This is a genomic window from Ectothiorhodospira sp. BSL-9 (genome assembly GCF_001632845.1).
GTDB lineage: Bacteria > Pseudomonadota > Gammaproteobacteria > Ectothiorhodospirales > Ectothiorhodospiraceae > Ectothiorhodospira.
Genome location: NZ_CP011994.1, coordinates 945,679 through 966,940 on the forward strand (window position 1 = coordinate 945,679; position 21,262 = coordinate 966,940).

Annotated in this window: 17 protein-coding genes; 8 read left to right on the top strand and 9 right to left on the bottom strand. The window is 61.5% G+C overall.

The window, feature by feature from the left end; genetic code table 11:
- The first annotated feature begins 71 nt into the window (after window positions 1-71).
- Both radC and ECTOBSL9_RS04610 read left to right on the top strand, forming a co-directional pair.
- Complete coding sequence (radC, locus tag ECTOBSL9_RS04605) at window positions 72-743, top strand: DNA repair protein RadC (RefSeq protein WP_063464085.1); 672 nt, start codon at window positions 72-74, stop codon at window positions 741-743.
- Entirely contained in the window at window positions 740-2,161 is a 1,422-nt protein-coding gene (locus ECTOBSL9_RS04610; RefSeq protein ID WP_063464086.1) for a carotenoid oxygenase family protein, read from the top strand. Before radC ends, ECTOBSL9_RS04610 begins: the two co-directional genes overlap by 4 nt.
- Window positions 2,162-2,168: 7 nt before the next feature.
- Here the strand turns inward: ECTOBSL9_RS04610 and cls are convergent, their stop codons facing one another.
- A complete protein-coding gene (gene cls, locus ECTOBSL9_RS04615) occupies window positions 2,169-3,587 on the bottom strand; it encodes a cardiolipin synthase (RefSeq protein ID WP_063464087.1) in 1,419 nt (472 codons plus the stop codon).
- 189 nt (window positions 3,588-3,776) lie between these two features.
- Between cls and ECTOBSL9_RS04620 the strand changes: the two genes are divergently transcribed.
- The gene (locus tag ECTOBSL9_RS04620; protein ID WP_063464088.1) at window positions 3,777-5,600 is read left to right on the top strand and encodes an ABC transporter transmembrane domain-containing protein; all 1,824 of its coding nucleotides are present in this window, start codon (window positions 3,777-3,779) and stop codon (window positions 5,598-5,600) included.
- 56 nt (window positions 5,601-5,656) lie between these two features.
- Here the strand turns inward: ECTOBSL9_RS04620 and ECTOBSL9_RS04625 are convergent, their stop codons facing one another.
- Window positions 5,657-6,547, bottom strand: coding sequence for a universal stress protein (locus tag ECTOBSL9_RS04625; protein WP_063464089.1), 891 nt, complete (start codon window positions 6,545-6,547; stop codon window positions 5,657-5,659).
- Between the two features lie 252 nt (window positions 6,548-6,799).
- On the opposite strand from ECTOBSL9_RS04625, the gene ECTOBSL9_RS04630 reads away from it, so the two are divergent.
- Genes ECTOBSL9_RS04630 through ECTOBSL9_RS04640 form a run of 3 tightly spaced genes read left to right on the top strand, consistent with a single transcriptional unit; the run spans window position 6,800 to window position 9,649 of the window.
- Entirely contained in the window at window positions 6,800-7,948 is a 1,149-nt protein-coding gene (locus tag ECTOBSL9_RS04630) for an MFS transporter (protein WP_063464090.1), read from the top strand.
- Window positions 7,941-8,387: a hypothetical protein gene (locus ECTOBSL9_RS04635; protein WP_063464091.1), complete on the top strand. Its 447-nt coding sequence runs from the start codon at window positions 7,941-7,943 to the stop codon at window positions 8,385-8,387. Before ECTOBSL9_RS04630 ends, ECTOBSL9_RS04635 begins: the two co-directional genes overlap by 8 nt.
- A 32-nt stretch (window positions 8,388-8,419) precedes the next feature.
- Window positions 8,420-9,649 (top strand): alpha/beta fold hydrolase, encoded by a 1,230-nt coding sequence (locus tag ECTOBSL9_RS04640; RefSeq protein WP_063464092.1) that lies wholly within the window; start codon window positions 8,420-8,422, stop codon window positions 9,647-9,649.
- A gap of 89 nt (window positions 9,650-9,738) precedes the next feature.
- Here the strand turns inward: ECTOBSL9_RS04640 and infA are convergent, their stop codons facing one another.
- The 5 genes from infA to ECTOBSL9_RS04665 all read right to left on the bottom strand — a co-directional run bounded on the left by infA (window position 9,739) and on the right by ECTOBSL9_RS04665 (window position 14,049).
- Window positions 9,739-9,963: a translation initiation factor IF-1 gene (gene infA, locus ECTOBSL9_RS04645; RefSeq protein WP_025280272.1), complete on the bottom strand. Its 225-nt coding sequence runs from the start codon at window positions 9,961-9,963 to the stop codon at window positions 9,739-9,741.
- A 355-nt stretch (window positions 9,964-10,318) separates the two neighbouring features.
- Window positions 10,319-11,230 (bottom strand): DUF2726 domain-containing protein, encoded by a 912-nt coding sequence (locus tag ECTOBSL9_RS04650; protein WP_063464093.1) that lies wholly within the window; start codon window positions 11,228-11,230, stop codon window positions 10,319-10,321.
- A gap of 215 nt (window positions 11,231-11,445) precedes the next feature.
- Window positions 11,446-12,618 carry an 8-amino-7-oxononanoate synthase gene (gene bioF / locus ECTOBSL9_RS04655; RefSeq protein WP_063464094.1) on the bottom strand — a complete coding sequence of 391 codons (1,173 nt, stop codon included), beginning with the start codon at window positions 12,616-12,618 and terminating at the stop codon, window positions 11,446-11,448.
- On the bottom strand, window positions 12,615-13,598 hold the full coding sequence (gene bioB / locus ECTOBSL9_RS04660) for a biotin synthase BioB (RefSeq protein WP_063464095.1): 984 nt from the start codon (window positions 13,596-13,598) through the stop codon (window positions 12,615-12,617). Before bioB ends, bioF begins: the two co-directional genes overlap by 4 nt.
- Window positions 13,591-14,049 carry a hypothetical protein gene (locus ECTOBSL9_RS04665; RefSeq protein WP_063464096.1) on the bottom strand — a complete coding sequence of 153 codons (459 nt, stop codon included), beginning with the start codon at window positions 14,047-14,049 and terminating at the stop codon, window positions 13,591-13,593. The genes bioB and ECTOBSL9_RS04665 overlap by 8 nt, the downstream gene beginning before the upstream one ends.
- Before the next feature lie 109 nt (window positions 14,050-14,158).
- Between ECTOBSL9_RS04665 and ECTOBSL9_RS04670 the strand changes: the two genes are divergently transcribed.
- Entirely contained in the window at window positions 14,159-14,965 is an 807-nt protein-coding gene (locus ECTOBSL9_RS04670; protein WP_240481049.1) for a ComF family protein, read from the top strand.
- Here ECTOBSL9_RS04670 and ubiA read toward each other — a convergent pair.
- A complete protein-coding gene (ubiA, locus tag ECTOBSL9_RS04675; protein ID WP_063466004.1) occupies window positions 14,880-15,710 on the bottom strand; it encodes a 4-hydroxybenzoate octaprenyltransferase in 831 nt (276 codons plus the stop codon). The genes ECTOBSL9_RS04670 and ubiA overlap by 86 nt on opposite strands.
- Before the next feature lie 1,152 nt (window positions 15,711-16,862).
- On the opposite strand from ubiA, the gene ECTOBSL9_RS04680 reads away from it, so the two are divergent.
- Window positions 16,863-19,985: an SIR2 family protein gene (locus ECTOBSL9_RS04680; protein WP_082829739.1), complete on the top strand. Its 3,123-nt coding sequence runs from the start codon at window positions 16,863-16,865 to the stop codon at window positions 19,983-19,985.
- 684 nt (window positions 19,986-20,669) lie between these two features.
- Here ECTOBSL9_RS04680 and ECTOBSL9_RS17800 read toward each other — a convergent pair.
- On the bottom strand, window positions 20,670-21,245 hold the full coding sequence (locus tag ECTOBSL9_RS17800; RefSeq protein WP_063464098.1) for a DUF1566 domain-containing protein: 576 nt from the start codon (window positions 21,243-21,245) through the stop codon (window positions 20,670-20,672).
- Between the last annotated feature and the right edge of the window lie 17 nt (window positions 21,246-21,262).

Here is a 21,262-nt window from a genome sequence, read left to right on the forward strand (position 1 = left end):
GTATGAGCGAATCCGCGCCGCAAGGGATGCAGGCGGTGATCGGGAGAGACGACAAACAAGGAGGTTGAACCATGCGAATCACCGACTGGCCCGCCAGTGAGCGGCCCCGGGAAAAACTGCTGGGCCAGGGCCCCGAGACCCTGTCCGATGCGGAACTGCTGGCCATTTTCCTGCGCACCGGCGTGAGTGGCCTGACCGCCGTGGATCTGGCCCGGGACCTGCTCAACCGCTTCGGCGGGCTCAGGCCGCTGCTGCAGGCAGACATCAAGGACTTCTGCAGCGCCCGGGGCCTGGGCGAGGCCAAGTATGCCCAGTTGCAGGCGGTACTGGAGATGGGTCGCCGGCACCTGTCCGAAACCCTCAAGCGGGGCGATGCGATCACCAGCCCGGAGCACACCCGCCGTTACCTGGCAGCACGGCTCAGGGACTACCCCTTCGAGGTCTTTGCCTGCGTGTTCCTGGACAACCGCCACCGGGTGCTGGCCTTCGAGGAGCTGTTTCGTGGCACCATTGACGGGGCCAGCGTTCACCCCCGGGAGGTGGTGCGCCGGGCCCTTCACCATAATGCAGCCGCCCTGATTCTGGCCCACAATCATCCCTCGGGCATTGCCGAACCCTCCCGCGCCGACCAGAGCATCACCGAACGTCTGCGCGATGCCCTGGGGCTGGTGGATGTGCGCGTGCTGGATCACATCATCGTCGGCGATGAACTGGTATCGTTCGCGGAGCGAGGGTTGATATGAACGCAAGGGTTGGCTATCACCTGGGCCTCACCTCCCAGGGCCGGGAACTGGAACAGACGGCCCTGCCCCTGCGCGGGCAACTGCCCGACTGGCTCAAGGGCGTGCTGCTGCGCAATGGCCCGGGCCTGTTCGAGGTGGGTGGTTACCGCTGCCGGCACTGGTTCGACGGCCTGGCCATGCTGCAGGCATTCATCCTGCGGGACGGTCGCGTGGGGTTTCGTAACCGGCACCTGCTCACCCGCACCCTGGAGCAGGCCCGACGCAGCGGACGCATTGAAGGCTCGGGATTTGCCACCGACACCAACCGCTCCGTGCTCAAGCGCCTGCGGGGCATGATCCGCCCCAACCTCACCGACAACGCCAATGTGAGCATCGCCCACCTGGCGGGACAGCCCGTGTGCCTCACCGAAACGCCCCTGCCCATGGCGTTCGACGCCCACACCCTGGAGACCCGGGGCATCCTGCCCTTCACGGACAACACCACGCTGCACATGAGCACCGCGCATCCAGTGGCGGATCACCACGGCGGCGATCTCTATGGCTTCGGCATACAGTTCGCGCTCACCAGCCAGTACCTGCTGTACCGCATCCCGGCAGGCAGCCGCCGGCGCCGCATTCTCGCACGGCTGCCGGTGAAGACCCCGGCCTACATGCACAGCTTTGCGGTCACCGAGCATCATGTGATCCTCAGCGAGTTTCCCCTGGTGATCCGCCCTGTGGATATGCAGATCACGGGACGGCCCTTCATCGAGAACTTCCGCTGGGAGCCGGAGAGGGGCACCCGGTTCCAGGTCTTCGACAAGCACCGCGGCACCCACCTGGGCACGTGTGTGGGCGAGCCCTGTTTTGCCTTCCACCATATCAATGCCTTCGAGGATCAGGCCGGCCGCCTGCGGGTGGACCTGGCCGCCTACCCCGACGACGACGTGATCCGCCGACTCTATCTGGAGCCGCTGCGCCGGGGCTGGCGGGAGCCCGCCTGCGGGGAGGCATGGCGCTTCACGCTGGATTTACAAAAGGGCACGGCAGAGTGCACCCGGCTCGCTGAGCGCGGCCTGGAATTACCCCGCATCCATGGCGATCGCTGTAGCGGGCGGGACTATCGCTATGTGTACGGCACGGGCAACCACGTGCCCGGCGCGCTCACCGATGAACTGGTGAAGCTGGATGTCAGCCAGGGCACCCACCAGGTCTGGAGCGAGACGGACTGCTACCCCGGCGAAGCTGTGTTCGTACCCAGACCAGAGGCCACGGACGAGGATGATGGCGTGCTGCTGAGCGTGATCCTGGAGGCCGACACCGGCACCAGCAGCCTGCTGATCCTGGACGCCCGCAGCCTGGAGGAGCGGGCCCGGGCCACCCTGCCCTTTCATCTGCCGTTTGGCTTTCATGGGGAGTTCCTGCCCGATCAGGGATAGGGCCCGGTCAAAGATAGGGCGTCAGCAGCCGGGCCGTGCCATCGCGCAGCCGGATCGGCAATGAGCGTTGATCCGCCTCCTGCAGGGTCAAGGGGCGCGCCTCGGCCAGACGCTCGTCCACCCAGGCGGCCAGTTGCTGGCCCAGCACTTCGTCATAACACTCCATGTCGAATTCGAAGTTCAGCCTCAGGCTGCGCGGATCCCAGTTGGCCGAGCCCATCAGCAGCCAGTGGTCATCCACCAGCAGGAGCTTGCTATGGTCAAAGGGCGGCGGGGTGAACCAGATATGGCAGCCCCGCTCCAGCAGCTGCCAATGCAGGGCCTGGGAGGCCCAGTGCACCAGCACATGGTTGTTGCGCGCCGGCAGCAGGATATCCACGCGCACCCCGCGCAGGGCGGCAGCATTGAGCGCCGACATGAGCACGTCATCGGGCAGGAAATAAGGCGTGATCACCACCACCTGCTCCCGGGCCTCGGCCAGGGCCGTATGCATCAGCTGACGCAGCGGATCACGGTGTTCGTCCGGGCCATCCACCACGCCCCTGACGAGGGCCTGGCCGGCTGGCTCCAGGGGTGGAAAGAAGGCCTCGCCGAACAGGTGCTCGCCGCAGGTGAAGTGCCAATCTTCGTTGAAGATGGTCTGCATCTGTACCACCACAGGGCCGCGCAACTGAAACTGGATGTCCTGGATGGCATAAGGGTAAGGGGCCCGGCGTCGATGCCCCTCGCGAATGTTCATGCCGCCGGTGAAACCGATGGCGCCATCCACGATCAAAAGCTTGCGGTGGTTACGCAGATTGAACACCGCCAGGCTGCGCGGCAGGTGCATGGGCAGGAACAGTTGCGCTGGCACGCCGCGTGACCGCAATTCCCGCACCACGCTGCGACGGCTGTAGCGGGCGCCCACGCCGTCAACAAGCACTCGCACGGCCACGCCCCGGGAGGCGGCCGCCACCAGGGCGTCGATGAATTCGCGCCCCGCCGGATCGTGGTCGAAGATGTAGGTGGACAGGCACACGCTGGCGCGGGCCTCCTCGATGGCCTTGAGCATGGCGGGATAGGCCTGCTCGCCGTTGATCAGGGCCTGCACATGGTTGCCGGCCAGCAGGTTGAAGGGGCTGAGGGCGTCGCCGGCCCTGGCCAGGCGCTGCCAGCGTTCGGCCACCTGCACGGCGCCATTCACGGGGGCCGACTCGCGATGCAGCACATCGGGCCGCAAGGCCCGGGCCTGACGCGCGATACGGTTCACGCCCAGCAACCAGTAGAGGACAGAGCCCAGCAATGGCAGCAACATGATCAGGCCCACCCAGGCGATCACCGCGCGGGTGTCCCGTTTGTAGATCACCGCATGACCGGCGCTGTACACGGCCAAACCCAGTACACCCAGGGCAGTGGCGCTGGCCGCGAGGGCCTGCCAATCAAACAATGCGGCCTCCTTGTGAGGAATGATGTATCGGGAACCATACCAAGTAGCGGGGCCATGACCAATGTGTGGGGGTTTGGGTGGCATCGGGGGGCAACATTCGCGGCCGAGGGCCGCTCCCACGGGGGCCCATGAACGGCTCGGCTGCGTTACCATGAAACCGTTTCACGCCATTTCAGGAATCATCGACCCGTGTCTGAACACGCATCCAACGAACTCTCCGATCGTCCCACCAGCCTGAATCTGAGCGTGCTGGGACGCCTGCTGGATTTTGTCCGACCCCATGGCTGGCGGGTGCTGGCGGCCATCACTGCACTGGTGGTGGGTTCGGGTGCGGTACTGGCCTTTGGGGCCGTGTTGCGCCTGGTGATCGACCGGGGGCTCACCGCCGGCAATGCCGACGCCCTGAACCTGGCCCTGATCCTGTTGCTGGGGGTGGTGCTGGTCATGGCCGTGTCGGTGGCCCTCAGGCTCTACCTGGTCACCTGGATCGGTGAACGGGTCGTGGCGGACTTGCGCCGGGCCGTATTCGCCAAGGTGTTGCGCCTGGACCCGGCATTTTTCGAAATGACCCGTACCGGTGAGGTGATCTCCCGCCTGACCACCGACACCTCTCTGGTGCAGGTGGTGGTGGGCTCCACCCTCGCCATTGCCATGCGCAATGCCCTGTTGTTCGCTGGCGGCCTGGTCATGCTGTTCATCACCAGCCCCAAACTCACCCTGTGGGTGATGATGGGGGTGCCGCTGGTATTCATCCCCATCTGGATCCTGGGGCGCCACGTGCGTCAGCTCTCGCGCCAGACGCAGGACCGGGTGGCAGACATCGGCGCCTATATTGACGAGACCCTGTACGGCATCCGCACGGTGCAGGCCTTTTGCCACGAAGCCGTGGATGCGGTGCGTTACGGTCGGCAGGTGGAGAGGGCCTTCGATGCCGCTATTCGCCGCACCCAGGTGAGTGCCCTGCTCAGCGCGGTGGTGATGCTGCTGATCTTCACGGCCATCAGCCTGGTGCTGTGGGTGGGGGGGCACGATGTGCTGGCCGGTCGCATGACCAATGGCCAACTGGCGGCCTTCGTCTTTTACGCCGTGCTGGTGGCTGGCGCCGTGGGCGCCCTGAGCGAGGTCATCGGCGAGTTGCTGCGCGCGGCCGGTGCCGCGGAAAGGCTCATGGAGCTTCTGGACACCGAGCCCACCATCAAGCCGCCGCCGCACCCCAAGGCCCTGCCACAGCCACCCCGTGGGCAGGTGATCCTGGACCAGGTGGTATTCCGCTATCCCTCAAGACCCGAACCCCCCGCCCTGGCGGGCGTTTCCCTGACCCTGGAGCCAGGCGAGAAGGTGGCCCTGGTGGGTCCCTCTGGCGCCGGCAAATCCACCGTGCTGCAATTGTTGCTGCGGTTCTACGACCCGGAATCGGGCGTGATCCGGTTTGACGGTGTGGATGTGCGCGAGACCGACCCGCCGGACCTGCGCCAACGCATGGCCCTGGTGCCTCAGGATGCGGTGATCTTCGGGGCCAATGCCTGGGAGAACATCGCTTTTGGTATGGAGGATGTCACGCGTGACCAGATCCGCGCCGCCGCCGACGCGGCTCATGCCAGCGAGTTTCTGGACCAGTTGCCGGAGGGGTTTGACAGCCACCTGGGCGAGCGGGGGGTGCGCCTCTCCGGCGGCCAGCGTCAACGCATCGCCATTGCACGGGCGATTCTGCGCGACCCCGCGCTGCTCCTCCTGGATGAGGCCACCAGCGCCCTGGATGCGGAGAGCGAACGCCTGGTGCAGGAGGCGCTGGAACGCCTGATGGAAGGTCGCACCACGCTGATCATCGCCCATCGCCTGGCCACGGTACGCAAGGCCGATCGGATCGTGGTGATGGATCAGGGGGCAATCGCGGCGGTGGGTACCCACGATGAGCTGGTGGCTGCCGGGGGCCTGTATGCCCGCCTGGCGGCACTGCAGTTCCGGGATGGGGCTGACGAAGCGGGGGAGATGCTGAGGACGGGGACGGACTAAGGAGCGTGAAACCCCTCTCCTGCTGGCGGGGAGAGGGGTTGGGGTGAGGCTGGGGTTCAGGCGCGCACCAGCAGCACGTCGGCGTCCTTCACCTGGTGCACCACCCGCCGGGCCACGCCACCCAGCAGGGCATCCTGCAGCCGATTGCGGCCATGGGTACCCATGACCACCAGCTGTGCCTTCCATTCCAGCACCGCGCGATCCAGCACGTCCGGCGCATAGCCCGTGCGCAGATATCCCTCCAGCTGTTCCGGGCTGACATCGCAACTCATCAGGAAGGCATCCAGTTCCTGCTGGCGCTCCGCCCGCACCTCCGACTTGATGCGCTCCACCTCTTTGCGGTCCACCCGATTGCGCAGCACATTATCCAGGGCATCCAGGTTGTGGGCGTGCACGGCGTGCAGCTTCTTTCCCGGTGCAAGCGACGCACCCAGCTCCAGGGCGGAACGGGTGCGCTTGGAGAAGTCCACGGGCACCACCACGCGCTCATAGGGGCCATCGACCGGGCGTTTCACCACCAGAATCGGGCGATCCGTGTGGTGCACCAGATTCTGGGTGGTGGTGCCCAGCAGGACATCCTGAAGGGAGCGCTCCCCGTGGGACCCCACCACGATGAGATCGGCGCCATAGCTGCGAGCCTCCGCCAGGATCCGCTTGTGTCCCTGACCCTGAATGCAGTGATACTCGATATCCTCATCATCCGATGCCCCCAACGCCCGCATGCGCTCCTGCATGGCCACCTCGGTAGCCTCTGCCAGGTCGGTCATCATGTCCCCGGGGCTGCCACGCAGGCGACGCATGACCTCCTCGTTGACCACAGGCGCATTGACCACGCTGATGACCCGCAGATTGGCACCATGGGTCCTGGCCAGTTGCAGCGCGCGGCGCCCGGCGTCATCGGCACCGGGCGACAGATCGGTGGCGTAGAGGATCTTTTCAAGTTTCATGTATTGATCTCCCGCACGGCAAACGCAGGGGCGACCCCCGCACCGTGAATGGCTGGATTTGAACTGCCATCAGTGTCGCATAGCCAGAAAGACATGCAAGCCACTTTGGTGAAGTGCCCCGGGGTCATCGATGGTGGTACGAGATGAGGGTGAGGCAGTTCAGGTATCATGAGCGCCGAAAAGCCGCTTGTCGGCCCGTCAGCTGATCCTTTCTCCCGCCCGGCAACCGGGCGTGGCTTCGGGGAATTGTCATTGCCTGCCCGTCACCTTGCCATCGTGCTGTATTGCGCGATCCTCGTCTTTTCCGCCCTGTATGCGCCGCAGCCGCTGCTGCCGGTACTCGCCGATGCCTTTGCGGTGAGCGAGGCCAAGGCCTCGCTGTTGATCACGGTGGCGCTGCTGCCGTTGGCGGTGGCACCCATTGCTTACGGTTTCCTGCTGCAGCGCTTCTCGGCCCGACGCCTGCTGATCACCGCCACCTGGCTGCTGGCCGCCACCCAGGCCCTGGCGTTCTTCGTTACCAGTTTCGAGCTGCTGCTGCTATTGCGCCTGGCCCAGGGGCTCATCATCCCGGCCATGCTCACCTCGCTGATGACCTACCTGGGCGCCAGCGCCGCACCGGGGCAGGTGGCCCGCGTCATGGCCCTTTACATTGCCGGCAGTGTGATGGGGGGCTTTTTGGGGCGCATGGCCTCCGGGCTGATCTCCACCCACCTGGGCTGGCGCTGGTCCTTCCTGTGCCTGGCGGGTGCCATTGCCCTGTGTGCACTGCTGCTGCAGCGGCTGCGCAGCGACCCACCGGCCAGCTTCCAGCGCCTGGAATGGGGAGCCATCCTGAAAGTCCTGCGTGATCCCACCTATCTGCGACTGTATCTGGTGGTCTTCTGCGCCTTTGGGGCCTTTGCCTCGCTGCTGAACTTCCTGCCCTTCCGCCTGGTGGAGCTGGGCACCGGTCTGAATGAGACGGGCATCGCCCTCATGTATGCCGGTTATCTCATGGGCGTGGTCACCTCCCTGCTGTCGTTGCGTCTGTCGGACTACATAGGCGGCACCGTGAACACCATGTTGCTGGGCACGGCCGTGTTTCTGGCTGCGCTGCTGTTCTTCACCGGAAGCCAGGTCTGGGTGATGTTCCTGGGCATGTTCGTGCTATGTGCGGGCATGTTCCTGATCCATTCCCTGGCCCCGGGGGTGCTCAACCAGGGGAACGACGGCCAGCGGGGGGTGGTCAATGGGTTGTACATTGCCTTTTACTATGCGGGAGGCGCCACCGGATCCTTTCTGCCGGGGTATCTCTATCACGGGCTGGGCTGGCACGCGTACCTGGGATCACTGGCGGTGATCGTGGGGCTGGGGGCCTGGCTGCTATGGGGACTCAAGGGGAAACTGACACATGAGTGAGAACAAAAAAGAAGAAAAGCAATCCGGCGGGCTGCCTCGTTGGGCCAGGCTGCTGATGACCCCCCTGATCCTGGTGGTGGCAGGGGCATTGATCTGGAGCCAGCTGCCCAAGGGTGCCTACCCTACGGACCTGTCGCGCATCGGTGATGGGCGCCCTGCCCTGGTGGTCACCTATGATGCTTCCTACATGACCGGAATGCAGGTGCTGGAACTCATGGACCGGATCCGGGATGAGTATCGTGATGAGGTGGAGTTTCTGGTCGCCAACCTTGGCACCCCCGATGGCCGGGATCTGGCCACGCGGTTTCGGGTGAACGACGGCGCGGTGGTGCTGTTTCGGAGCGACGGACAGCCGGTTCAGGTGCTGCAAAGCCCGCGCCATGAGCAGGTTCTGCGCGATGCCATGCAGGAACATCTGGGCGTCTCGCCCGCCCGGTAACGACGCCACCCACTCTCCCCGGAGACGCCCACATGCCAGACCATAACCCTCGTATACGCTTTCCCGGCTCCCAGGGTAACGAGCTCTCCGCACGCCTGGACATGCCCGAGGGCCCTCCCCGGGCCTATGCCCTGTTCGCCCACTGTTTTAGTTGTACCAAGGACATCCTTGCAGCGGTACGCCTGAGTTCGGCCCTGCGGGCCCACGGAATTGCGCTGCTGCGCTTTGATTTCACCGGGCTGGGCCACAGCCAGGGAGATTTTGCCAACACCAACTTCAGTTCCAACCTGGAAGATCTGCGGCGGGCCGCCGATTACCTGCGCCAGGAGCATGAGGCCCCACAATTGCTCATCGGCCACAGCCTGGGAGGGGCGGCCGTGCTGGCCGTGGCGAAGGATGTACCCGAGGTGCGCGCCGTGGCCACCATCAATGCCCCCAGTGATGTGGCCCACGTGACTCATCTGTTCGGCGAGGACACCCTGGAGGTCATTCGGGAGCAAGGGGAATCGGAGGTGAACCTGGCGGGGCAGAAATTCCGCATCCAGCGGCAGTTCCTGGAGGATCTGGACAGCCACAAGGTGCTGGATCAGGTGGCGAAGCTGCGGCGGCCCCTGATGATCTTTCACTCCCCCCACGACAAGATCGTCTCCATCGATCATGCGGCGCAGATCTACCGGGCTGCCAAGCATCCCAAGAGCTTCGTGTCCCTGGATAACGTGGACCACATGCTCTCCCGGCCCGCCGACTCCAACTACGTGGCATCCCTGCTCAGCGCCTGGGCCGAGCGCTTTCTGGACCCGCCGGAGCGAGAGGAATCAGGGGATCACGAGCGGGGCGTGCTGGTGGCGGAAAACGGCGTGGGTCCCTATGCGCAGACCGTCGAGATTGGCCCCCATCGGATCAACGCCGACGAACCCGAGTCCATGGGCGGCAAGGATCAGGGCCCGGCCCCCTATGAGTTCCTCATGGCGGGCCTGGGCGCTTGCACGAGCATGACCCTGCGCATGTACGCGCAGCGCAAGGAGCTGCCTTTGGAGCACGTCTCGGTGCGCCTGCGGCATCGCAAGGTGGAAGAGGAGAACGAGGACGGCGGCAAGCCCGCACAGAGGGATCAGTTCGAGCGGGAAATCACCCTGGGTGGGGATCTCACGGAGGACCAGCGCAAGCGGCTGCTACAGGTTGCCGATCGCTGCCCGGTACATCGCACCCTGGAATCCGAGGTGCGGATCCAGACGCGACTGGGGGATGAGGGGACGGAGTGAGGTAGTGCAGTCCCCCCGGTGATGGGGGAACCCGGTGTCGGCGGGGCGGCGGAGCGCATCAGCGCTCGCGACCGCGGCGCCGCGATCCATCAATGCTTGTAACGGTAGCTGATGCGACCCTTGGTGAGGTCGTAGGGGGACATTTCCAGCTTGACCTTGTCGCCGCTGACCACGCGGATGCGGTAGCGACGCATCTTGCCGGAGGCATAGGCCTGAACATGGACGCCATTGTCCAGTTCCACCTTGAAACGCTGATCGGGCATCACGTCAGTGACGGTGCCTTCCATTTCGATGAGATCTTCTTTATTAGACATGGTTGTACCTCGCACGCATGGGAATGGGGAATTGCAGTCCATTCCCGGGGCTTATGATGAAGTGAATCGGTGTGTCGACCAGACAGCCAGGGCCGAGACGTTATTCGGGCTGCTTCCGGTGAGGCCGCAACCCCGGATCGTCAGTGCAGGATGGTGCGCAGGCTGCCGGGCGTGGCCGTTGCTGGGATTGGAGACGTTCGGCTAATCCACGCCCTGAATGGCCGATGATTTCTTGAAGTCGCGCACAGTATACATGAATCGTCAAGGTGTTTCAGGGGCTTGCCCTGAATCGATGACGGGCCCTGGAGAAAACCCGGGACGCCGGAGGGCGTCCACGGGTCATGAAGGACAGCCTTCAGGAACTGCTGCCGGGCGAGCTCACGGTGCCGCTCAGGGGCTTGGCAGCCTCATCGGTCTTGGCGGCCGTTTTGGCCGGTTCGCTGGCCGGGGCCGCGGCAGCACCCTGCCCTGCCGGAGTCTCTGCCGGCTTGGCGTCAGCCTTTACTTCAGGTTTGGTTTCAGGCTTGGGCTCCGACTTGGCCGCAGGCTTGGGCTCGGGTTTGTCTGCCGCCTTCGGTTCGGGCTTGGGCTCGGATTTGCTTTCGGGCTTGGCAGGTGACGGCGCCGCCTCGGAGGGGGCGGGGCGACCGGCGGGGCCGGACTTCGCGGCAGCCTTCTTGGCCTGGGCAGCCTTTTTCTCCTCGGCGGCCTTCTTTCTCTGCTCTTCAGCCTTGGCCTTGCGGATCCTGGCTTCTTCAGCCCGGTCGGCCACGGCCTTGATAGCCTCTTCCACCACCGTCTTGACCTTGGCAGCCGAGATGGGCTGATCGATACGGATCACCCCCAGAGGCAGTTCGATATGCGCGCAGACCTCCTCCAGGAAGTCGTCCGGGTCGTGCACCAGGCCCTTGCGCCGGGCACTGCGGCAACGAATCGCACAGACCACATCGAAGCTGTCCTTCTTGCACAGGACAAAATCGAAGGTTTCATCGTCGATGCGCTTTTGAGCCGTTTCCTTCAGGGGCTGATCGGGAGTGGGCTTGACGGCCACCACTTCGCTGGCTGTCAGGTTGGGGTAGATACGATGCTGGTCGCCGAAACTCTCTTCGAGAGCCTTGAGGATCTCGACCTCCTTGGGAGTGAGCAGCTTCTCTTCGCGCTGGTAGGCACCGGAATTGGGCGGGGGTAGATCCACCCGGGCACGATACTGGGTATAGAAAGCGATCGCCGCCGCAGCGAACAACAGTATGATCAGTACTTCCGCCATCACAACATCCCTCCATCGGATTGAATAGAAATCCGGGCAAGGGTCCGGTTTTGTTCGGGCTACGGGCCACTTCCCGGCAACAGATTCTGACCGGCCTTGAAAAGGCACAGTCGTCCGATTTTGTAGGCCGTGGCGAACGTATTACAAGCCAATTAATAGGGTTTTTTGAGGGATATCGGGTCTTGGGCACTTGAAATGTGGCAGCCCATGGTTTTTCAGGGCTCGCCGACCAGCCCCTCCAGGGCCTGCAACAGCCTATCCACCTGCACTTTGGAGTGGGTGGCGCTGAGCGTGACACGCAGCCGCGCCCCGCCCTGGGGAACGGTGGGGGGCCGAATGGCCGGCACCAGCAACCCCTGCTCAAGCAGGCTGTCGCTCCACTGGACAGCCTGGTCGGAGGACCCGACCAGGATGGGTTGAATGGGCGTGGCGCTTTCCATCAGCTCCAGACCCAACTGCCCTGCCCCCTCCCGAAAATGCCCCACCAGATCACGCAAATGCCCCCGACGTTCCGGTTCTTGCTGCACGATATGCAGCGAGGCCCGGGTGGCCTCGGCCACTGCGGCGGGCATGGCGGTGGTGTAGATGTAGGTGCGTGCCGACTGGATCAGGGTTTCGATCAGGTCATCAGGGCCGGCCACGAAGGCACCGGATGTGCCCAGTGCCTTGCCCAGGGTGCCCATGAGGATGGGCACCTGGTCCTGGGTGAGCCCCAGGTGCTCCAGGGTTCCTGCCCCCTGCTCGCCCAGCACGCCGATGCCATGGGCATCGTCGGCCATCAACCAGCAGCCGTGGGTATCGGCCAGTGGGGCCAGGGCCTCCAGCGGCGCCAGGTTGCCATCCATGGAGAATACCGCGTCGGTACTGATGAGGGCCTCGCGATCATCATCCGCACCTGCTGCAGCACCCAGACGGCGGGCCAGATCCCCGGCATCGGCATGATGATAGCGGCTGAGCCGGGCACCACTGATCATGGCGGCATCAATCAGCGAGGCGTGGTTGAGGCGGTCCTCGAACAATCGATCACCCCGGCGCAGCAGGGCCTGGGCCACGCCCAGGTTGGCCATGTAGCCGGTGGAGAACAGCAGCGCCCGATCACGACCGGTGAAGACGGCCAGTTCATCCTCCAGGGCGTGATGGGCCCGGGTGTGGCCGTTCACCAGATGGGCGGCACCCGCCCCCACGCCATAGGTCTCGGCCCCTTGCCGGAAGGCCTGGATCACCTGTGGATGATTGGCCAGGCCCAGGTAATCGTTGCTGCAAAAGGCCAGCACGGGCCGACCGTCGATCACCTGTTCCGGCTGCTGGGGCCCCTCCAGGATGCGCCGCGAACGATACCGGTGCTCGTTGTGCAGGGCCTGCAGGGGTGCCTTGAGATCCCGTGTCACGCGACCTGGGTTTCGTCGCCCGCCTTGTGCTCCACTTCCAGGGTGTTCACACCCAGACGACGGAAGAGTTGCTGGTCGTGGTTTTCCGTGGCGTTGGCGGTGGTGAGCAGTTTCTCACCATAAAAGATGGAGTTGGCACCGGCAAAGAAGCACATGGCCTGCATCTCGTCGCTCATCTCGCTGCGCCCGGCCGACAGGCGCACATGGGAGGTGGGCATGATGATGCGGGCCACGGCCACCACCCGCACGAACTCCAGCGGATCCACCGGCTGGGCGTCGGCCATGGGGGTACCCTCCACCGGCACCAGGTTGTTGATGGGCACGGATTCCGGATGGCGCGGCAGATTGGCCAGCTGCTGCAGCAGGCTGGCCCGGTCACGACGGGACTCGCCCATGCCCAGGATGCCGCCGGAACAAACATTGATCCCGGCCTCACGCACATGGGCCAGGGTGTCCAGGCGATCCTGATAGGTTCGGGTGGTGATCACTTCGCCGTAATACTCCGGCGAGGTATCCAGGTTGTGATTGTAGTAGTCCAGGCCGGACTCCTTGAGGCGGCGCGCCTGCATCTCGGTGAGCATGCCCAGGGTCATGCAGGTCTCCAGTCCCATCTCCCGCACGCCCCGCACCATCTCGATGACCCGTTCCAGGTTCTTGTCCGTGGGGTTGCGCCAGGCGGCCCCCATGCAAAAACGGGTGGCGCCCTCGTCCTTGGCCTTGCGGGCCTCGGCCAGCACCTCTTCCACGGGAAGCAACCGCTCCCGCTCCACGTCGGCGTCGTTATGGGCGCTCTGGGAGCAATAGCCGCAATCCTCGGAGCAGGCGCCTGTCTTGATGGAGAGCAGGCGGCTCACCTGCACCTGGTTGGGATCGAAATGGGCCCGATGGATGGTATGGGCCTCGAACAGCAGATCATTGAAGGGACGATCCAGCAGGGTGAGGATCTCATCCACCGTCCAGTCGTGACGGGTTTCAGCCATGGTCAGGCTCCTTGGGAATCTCGACGTCTTGCCAATGCTCCCGGTTGATCCGGATGATGTCGCGGATCGACCAGGGAATGATGATGAGTGCGGCCACCAGCCAGTAGATCCGGAAATAGAAGATCTCGGGCGGGAAGAAGGTGCCGATGACAATCAGCGCCCCCATGAAGGCGTAGTAGCGATAAGCCGCCTGCTGGGTGTAATACCCCACCCGCTCGTCCGGGTGGTGCCGGTTCAGGGCGTACACCAGCATGGAGCCACCGAACCACAATACCAGGGGCACAATCCCCATGATGGCCGCGATGATGGTGGCCACACCCACTTCGCCGGTCACCAGAAACAGGGGCACGCCGGCCACGGTGACAGCGATAATGGTGCCATAGTTGAACAGCTTGGCCGATCCGGCACAGGCACGCGCTGATACATGGCGGGCGGCGGCGGGCTGGGACATACTTGTACACCTAAGGGAAACGGCCGGCCCATCCGGCCACCGGGATGTTCCGGTCGCGACGACGGGCAAACCGTGAATATACCTCAACCCATAGCGAGGTGACAGGGACGTGAATCCACTGATGGAACGTGTGCGGCACCTGGGCGCCGCCTGGATGGAGCGCGCCTACCCGCCTGTGTGTCTGCTCTGCGGGGCCCCTGGGCACGACGGGCTGGATCTGTGCCGACCCTGTGCCGCGGAACTGCCCCGCCCGAGCGGCCCTTGCCCCCGTTGCGGACTACCCGTGCCCGGTGATCCGGGCAGCCTGTGTGGCCATTGCCTGAGCCATCCACCGGCCTTTGATTGCACCTGGGCGGCCCTCACCTATCTCTGGCCGGTGGATGAGCTGGTGGGGCGCTTCAAGTTTCACGCGCGCCTCAACCACGGTCGGCTGCTGGGCGAGTTCATGGCCCGGGAACTGGGGCCCCGGGTAACGCGTCCGAACCGTGTGATTCCGGTGCCACTGCATCCGGATAGGCTGCAGGAGCGGGGATTCAACCAGGCGTTGGAGCTGGCGCGCCCACTCAGTCGCGCCCTGGACTGCCCGCTGGACACCCAGGCGGTGCGCCGGGTACGCGCCACACCGCCCCAGCAGAAGCTCGCCGCAAAGGATCGCCAACGCAATCTGCGCGGCGCCTTCCAGGTGGCTGAAGGGTTTGCGCCGACGCATGTGGCGCTGGTGGATGACGTCATGACCACCGGCTCCACCCTGGATGAACTGGCCGGGCTGCTGAAGGCCAGCGGTGTACGGCGGGTGGATGTCTGGGTGCTGGCGCGGGTGCCGGAGCCCGCTAGAGCGCACCCCGAACCAGATAATCCAAAGCAATCCCGGCAAACACCACCGCCCCAAACCAGTTGTTGTTCAAAAAGGCCTTGAAACAACCCTTGGGGTCCCGGTCATGGATCAGATACTGCTGATAGATGACCAGGCCGGCCGCAACCACCAGGCTCAGGGTGAAGATCATGCCAAGCTCCGCCTGCATGCCCACCAGCACCAGGGCAATCAGCACCAGCAACTGGAGCAGGCCAATGATGCTCCGGTCCGACTCCCCGAACAGGATGGCACTGGATTTCACGCCGATCTTGAGATCATCGGGCCGATCCACCATGGCGTACATGGTGTCGTAGGCCGTGGCCCACAGAATGGTGGCCAGAAACAGCAGCCAGGCCAGCGGGGGAGGGAAAGCGCCGGTCTGGGCGGCGAAGGCCATGGGCACCGCCCAGCCGAAGGCCGCGCCCAGATGCACCTGGGGCAGATGATGGAATCGCTTCATGAAGGGATAGGTGCCCGCCAGCAGCACCGCCACCACCGAGAGGGCAATGGTCAGCGGGTTCATGAGCAACACCAGACCAAAGGCAATGATGGACAGCACCACCGCCACGCCCACGGCCTCGGCAGGACTGATCAGACCCATGGCCAGTGGGCGATCCCGGGTTCGGGTGACATGACCGTCGATATGCCGGTCGGCAAAGTCGTTCATGGCACAGCCGGCCGCCCGCATCAGCGCCACGCCCGCCACGAACACGAACAGCACCAGGGGATCGGGAACCCCCTCGGCAGCAATCCACAGGGCCCAGAGCGTGGGCCACAGCAGCAGCAGCGTGCCCACGGGCCGATGCATCCGCGTGAGCAGCGCATAATTGATCAGCCGGCCCTTCAGGCCCCCATTGGATGATGCGGTCTCGGTGTTCACGGGTGTCGACGCATATTGGGTCAGTGGCGGTCGGTGCCCAAGTGTAGCAAAGCCCGGCCGCTGGGTCAGATCGGGGCCATGACGGCCGCTTACGGCCCGAAACAGCCATTAGGACGAACTGGCCCAGTGACTATTGTGGAACGAACAGCGGACTTTCCATAAGGCCCTCCATCTCACCGAACGCCCGATCCTGAAGTGTCCTTACAGCGTCAATGATGCTCTGGAGGCGGACAAAGACGCGGGAGCCGCCGCGAGGATAGGCGGATCGCCACTTTAAGAGTCACTGAAACCCGCTTTTGGTAAGAGCGGGAGTGGACCTTCCGTCGCGCCATGCGTGTAGTTGAGCACACCATTGACCACAGGGGTCAGGCCTTGGTTTTCCCCGACTGGGGGACGAGGACTGGTACCCCCCCCCTCCGGCAAGTTCGTGTATAACATCCTGCGCCGCATAGGACTGCAGATGTTGATCGCGATGACTTGTCCGTGCGCCATCCCGCTAACCGCCGTCGCACCCGGATGGTGCTCAAGCAGTTGATCAGCCTTTCGGCAAAATGGCTCACTACACCCGCCAGGTCTGGCTGCGCTTTGGCACCCACTATCCCGGCTTTTCTAGCTTCAAAAGAGCGCTCACTCAGCTAGAGGCTTCCGCTTCCGGATAGCGGGACACGCCCCCCCTCATATCCTGAGCCCTCGCCCACGGCCTAGAGCACAAGCGGTGTGGATACCCGTGGCTCTGGCCGCGGAAATCCTCCCAACTTCTTGCTTGGAAGGGCCGACATTTCATGGTTGAACACCATCAGGTACACTTAGCGCTGGTTGGTCGCTACTCACAGCATCCCTCGCGGGATTACTCGCCCCCTAGGGCGGTTTTCCGGTAGGGCAGACGAGGTTGGCCAAGGATTCCGGCAAACCACACAACAATCATGTAATGTGCTATGCGAACCGCTTTAGGGAACCTCTATTAATTCGATTTGCCGGAATTTCCACCCAACAAAATCAATGGGTTACTGACGGCAGCAAGCAATTAATAGAAGTCCCCTTTAATCTCTGGATCTTCTCGCTTCACGTCCCAAACAATAAATGGCCAAATCAATGGACCTCGACCCTAGCCTCCTCGACGCCGTCAAAAAAGGAAAGGCAATACCCATATTCGGTGCTGGCATCCTGCACGGTGCTCACTTTCCTACTGGTAAAAGCCCGTTGTTGGGAGAGGATCTCAAGATCCTCTTATCTGACCATTTCCTATCCGGTGACCACAAAAATACTTCGCTGGCTTTCGTCGCTGAACTGGCCGTAAGCCAATCCGATTTATTTACTCTACAGCGCTTTGTCGCGGATCAATTTTCCGATATAAAACCAGCGACTTTTCATTGCGACCTAACCCGCTTCAATTGGCGAGCGCTTTTCACCACCAACTATGATCTCCTGATTGAGGAAAGCTACAAGGCAAGCGGTAATCCTCTACAGCGTTGCCAGCCGATTCTATCCAACTTCGATCCGCTTGATGAGATACGAAGAACAGACGATCGGGTCCCCCTTTACAAACTACATGGCTGCGTAACGCGCATACGGGACGTATCACTTCCGCTGATTCTAAATATTGAGCAATATAACGACTACCTCACCAATCGAGATCGGCTTTTCACAGAGCTTTTTGAACTGGCACACGAAAACACATTGATCTTTGTCGGACACAGTCTACAAGACGCTGACATTCGCGAAATAATCAAGCGCGTTGATCGCACGATCGGCCAAGGCCGGCCACAATATTACCTTATCAAACCGGGAGTCAAGATCTCGGAGGTCAATCTTTGGGCACAGAAACGAATAAGGGCACTCAACGGCACTCTCGAAGACTTCGTTACGGCCCTACTCGACCAAGTACCCGAACCCCATAGAGCGCTGTCGTTCTCCACCACTCCGGATACCCACCCAATCCAATCCAAGTTCTGCACACACAATACTCTCAGCGAAGATATCCTCTCTTTCCTTACCAATGACGTTCAATTTATTGAACAGACACTTCTAACAGGTACCGGAACACCTCAAGAGTTCTACCGGGGCCATGGCCAAGGATGGTATCCAATATCTGAGAACCTTGATGCCCCACGCACAATCTGTCGAAAGCTTCTTGCCGATGCAATAGTTATTGCCGAAGCCAATCGAACCGATAGCGCCGATCTATTCGTCATCAAGGGTGAAGCGGGTTCCGGGAAGAGCGTTCTTTTGCGCCGACTCGCTTGGGATGCCGGAATCCACAAAAGCCGCATATGCTTTTACGTTTCCGGTCTTTCCTCAATAGACCCGGAGCGATTAGAAGAATTACACGCCAACATTCAGGAACGCTTATTTATTTTCGTCGACAACGCCGCTCAGTGCATTTGCACGATCAATCGACTAATCAAATTTGCACGCATACGGTCTCTTCCTATTACCATTATCACTGCCGAACGGTATACAGAGTGGAACGACCGATGCTCCACACTCGATGAACTTGTTACAGCTCAGTACAAACTACCGTATCTTGGTCCTGATGAAATTGACGCTCTTGTGACTCGTCTTGAGAAATATGATTGCCTCGGAGAGGCACTTTTGCCGTTAACGCATAAAGAAAGGGTGCAACGCTTCCAAGACGCTTTTGGCCGCCAACTTCTTGTTGCCCTGCATGAAGTTACGATGGGTCGCCCATTCGAGGATATTATCTATGACGAATACCGTTCGATTCGATCCGACCGTGCCCGATCCCTCTATCGGACCGTTTGCATTCTAAATCGACATCGCGTACCGGTTCGCGCAGGGTTGATTCACCGAGTTTTCGATATCGATTGGAATGATTTCCAGAGCCAGTTTTTAAAACCGCTAGAGAAAGTTGTTATCGCAAGTGGGCACGGGGAGCGCGACTTGCACTACGCCGCACGTCATCCGGAGATTGCGGATATTGTTTTTCAGCGCGCATACGACTCTGTCCAAGACAGATACCATGAATATGTCCGCGTGCTCAGCTTGCTAAATATTTCATACCAATCAGATCGTACTAGTTTTAGGAGTATGATTCGAGCAAAAACGATTCTAGATCTATTCCCTGACTCCACCGATGTACAAAGAATATATGACACCGTTTTGGAGTGCGTCGGCCGTGATCCCTACGTGCTACAACAGATCGCCAACTTTGAACGGTTACGTGACAACGGTAACCTTCGAAAAGCTATTGATTTTTTAAATGAAGCAAGCAACACTGCTCCTAAGGATGGTTCAATACTCCACAGCCTCGCTACGACTTGGCGGGACCGCGCCAAAACAGAGGCGGATCCAGGCATTAGGGACCAATATCGAGCGGAGGCGAGAGCCACTCTCGAACGCCTTCTCCGCATGGATGGCCACAGCGCTTACACTGATTCCGGAATCATTGATCTCGCGATCGACGATGTCCGTGACGCTATCGCTGATTCGGGAACAGCAGATCGCACCCTGGACCACTTGGTGCGGAACGCAGAGAAGGCCATTTCGGAAAGCAGACGGAGGTTTCCGTCTGAGGGTCACCTTCCTGCGCTCGAAGCGACATTCGCTGAGCTTCTAGCGGACACACCCCGTGCCGTACGTGCGCTCGAGACTGCATGCGGGCAGGACCCAAGTGACCCGTTCTTGGCTATTCGCCTTTCCACTATATACCGACGACAGGGTCGGCAGCCCGAAGCTAAGTCAGTACTGGAACGAGCGCTAGACTCACGCCGGTCAGACCATCGCCTGAACTTTTTTTATGCAGATCTACTCCGCGGCACAGACGAGGCCTCACCTAAATTATTGTCATACTATTTTCGGCGGTCATTCACACCAGGGGATTCAAGTTATGAAGCGCAGTTCTGGTACTCACGTTTCGCCATTGAGAGCGATGACGCGACGGAGCGCAAAGCGGCTGGTATGACTTTCAGTGCGCTCCGGCGAGCAAAGGTTCCCCAAGCGGTAAAATCAAAGATTCGTGATTACCATGGCGGAGAGAATCCAATTAGACACCGGGGCCGCCTCACTGAAAAGAGGGGTGCCTATGGGTTTGTCAATGTACGAGATTTTGACATCACGGCATTTATTCATGAAGAAGCGTTTGATGACGGCCTGTGGGAGCTAGTCAGCCTTGGGGAGGATCTTAAGTTCAACATTGGGTTTGCGTATACGGGCCTTGTGTGCACTAAAGTGGAGCTTGCTTAACCAAGGTCGTGTTATTAACGCGGCAATCAAATAAATCACTTGATTTCGTGTTTACTTTTGGCAAAATCAGCAACTTACCGGGAGCGCGACGGATATGAATGGTCGCCGGGTTAATAAGCGAAACTGGGAATCGATTTGCCGGCGACCGGGATTGAATCGATTCTTGAATTTCAAACCGCTGATACGACACGGTCACGTGGTATGGGCGCCGAGGGCCCAGCCCCACTCAGCGTATGCACGTTCCCACGGCCGCCTTCAGGGCGAGCCTTTTCCCCGCGTGCAGGATTAGGGCTCGTTTTGCAGTTTTCCGGGAACGACCGCTACCCATCATTATGCGGTACTTCGACGTTATTGTCCCGGTGCCCGCTTCGGGTCGGCTAGAGTCAGCCATTGGCAGTGCTCGGCCCGGAGCGGGCACTCGAGCCCAGACCGCCTGCGGCAGCAATGGCGCGCCTACTGGGCACTGAGGAGCATATGTTGTCAAAAAACGGTTCAAATCGCGGCTCGCTCGCTTCGCTCTCACGATCTATTAACCCGGCGACCATTCATATCCGTCGCGCTCCCGGTAAGTTGCTGATTTTGCGAAAAGTAAACACGAAATCAAGTGATTTGTTTGATTGCCGCGTTAATAACCATGTTCGTCGAACGCCGCCCGGAGCCTGCGTTTTTTCGTTGCCTGCCGAACTACAGGTCTAATACCCAGCGGGGAAGGTTTACAACCAACCTGAGGTACGCTCCAGCAATCATGTTTCTCTCCGCATCACTGCCACTGTCGAACGAGACCCCTAGCGCCTTGCCTGACAATAAAAAAGGCGTGGCCGACCAAAACCTGTCCGAAGGTGTGCCCGGGAATACCTCCTCGTTTACGGCAGGGCCTGTTTTGCACAGCTCCACAATGCTGCGCAACTCGCTGATGCTGGGCACGCGAAATGCCGACCCCTCCTGCTCCGCGAATTCCAATGCTGCCCCCCAACTGCCCATGGAGGCGCTGCCGGCACAATCAGTGCCTGTCCAAGACATGCCCACCGGACATCTTAGCCAGAAAAGCTCGGTGGGCTCATGGTACACCATCATACCCCCCAAAACGGGTCTGAAATCGCTGGAAGGCGTGGTTTCCAGAAGGTCCGATACGCACTCGTTGGCGGCCGAAGGGATATCTGCAGCAACGCCGGTAGAGAACAAAACAAGACAGATTGTCAGGAGCCATCGCACGCGAGTTAGTCCAGGTTTCATAATCACGGCCCTTAGTCCAGGTTTCATAATCACGGTCCTTGGTC